The 1,095-nt window shown below is 50.1% G+C and carries 2 protein-coding genes; both read right to left on the bottom strand.

Annotated features, from left to right (window positions below; all coding sequences use genetic code 11):
• Positions 1 to 304, bottom strand: a 304-nt coding sequence (locus tag KDK14_RS12490; protein ID WP_257265464.1) for a hypothetical protein, incomplete at its 3' end; no start/stop codon positions are given.
• Between the two features lie 128 nt (positions 305 to 432).
• Positions 433 to 987, bottom strand: a complete 555-nt coding sequence (locus KDK14_RS12485) for a YggT family protein (RefSeq protein WP_257265462.1) — start codon at positions 985 to 987, stop codon at positions 433 to 435.
• Positions 988 to 1,095: the final 108 nt, after the last annotated feature.

Below are 1,095 nucleotides of genomic sequence, written 5' to 3'. Positions count from 1 at the left end.
GCCAGTCGAGATTCTTTAAACCGTCATCTATCCGCACTATCAGGATTTGCTGCTGGTCTGAGCCATTATGACCACCGATGATCAGTTCAGAGCCATTCTCAAAGCTGGACTGCTCGAAGGTGTGGATGAACGGTGGCGATTCCGCTTCACTCAGTAACAGCTTTTCCTCACTGGCCATCAAGAAAGGGTTGCTGAGGCTTAATATACAGGCAGCCCGGGCGAGCCATTGCCTGGTTAATGTGCCAATACACCTTGCTGGCGGCCACAGGGACTTTCGAAACATGTACTCAATGGCCTGTCCCATGGTGCGTTCAGTTGCCTCACAGTTGCTTGGGGGGGTAAGTACTTAGCCTTAATATCGACGGAAAGGTGACGGTTTAAAGAATCTCGACTGGCCCTGATCCACAGATCAGCGCCAGTGGTGAGATGGGGTCAGGCCAGGGTGCCAAGAAAGTTCTTCAAAGTGATAATAATGATCACCAGAACCATCAGGGAAAAATCCAGCCCGCCCAGGGGTGGGATCACTTTGCGTATACGGCTGGTGAGTGGCTCGGTAATCTGGAGCAGCAGCATCAGTCCCGGGTTATAGCTATTCGGGGCGACCCAGCTGGCAATTGCAATAATGATCAGGCTGAACATATAAATATTCAGAAACTCGATGCACAGTTTAACCAGGCTACTGATCAAGATACTGGGGAAAGGAATGGCCGCCAGAGAGTAGCCACCCATCAATAACAGCACGTAGAGCAGTATGATTTGAAGTATCAATGCCAGAACCAGAGAGGCCATGTCCACACCGCCATATCCGGGAATGATCTTGCGGATGGGGTTTAGCAAAGGCGATGTGGCCTTGACGATGGCCTGGGAAATCGGGTTATAGAAGTCGGCCCGAACCAACTGAAGCAGGAAGCGAATCAACACAGCCATGATATACAAACCACCCAGAGTTTGAACCAGAAAGCTGAGACTCGAAGAAAGTGCAGACATAGAGTGTATTGGTTACCCTTTGATCAATAGAAGTTAATAATCGAACGCATCATACAATAAAGGCCAGGAGGCTGTCCGAGAATAGCACCCGACTTGGCGTCCCCGTAG

The sequence above is a fragment of the Endozoicomonas sp. ONNA2 genome (assembly GCF_024606365.1).
In the GTDB taxonomy this organism is placed as follows: domain Bacteria; phylum Pseudomonadota; class Gammaproteobacteria; order Pseudomonadales; family Endozoicomonadaceae; genus Endozoicomonas.
This window is presented reverse-complemented; position numbering and strand designations above follow the sequence as displayed.

Excerpts from the sequence above, each read along its gene's own strand:
- KDK14_RS12485 (WP_257265462.1), bottom strand. The coding sequence starts at position 987 with ATGTCTGCACTTTCTTCGAGTCTCAGCTTTCTGGTTCAAACTCTGGGT.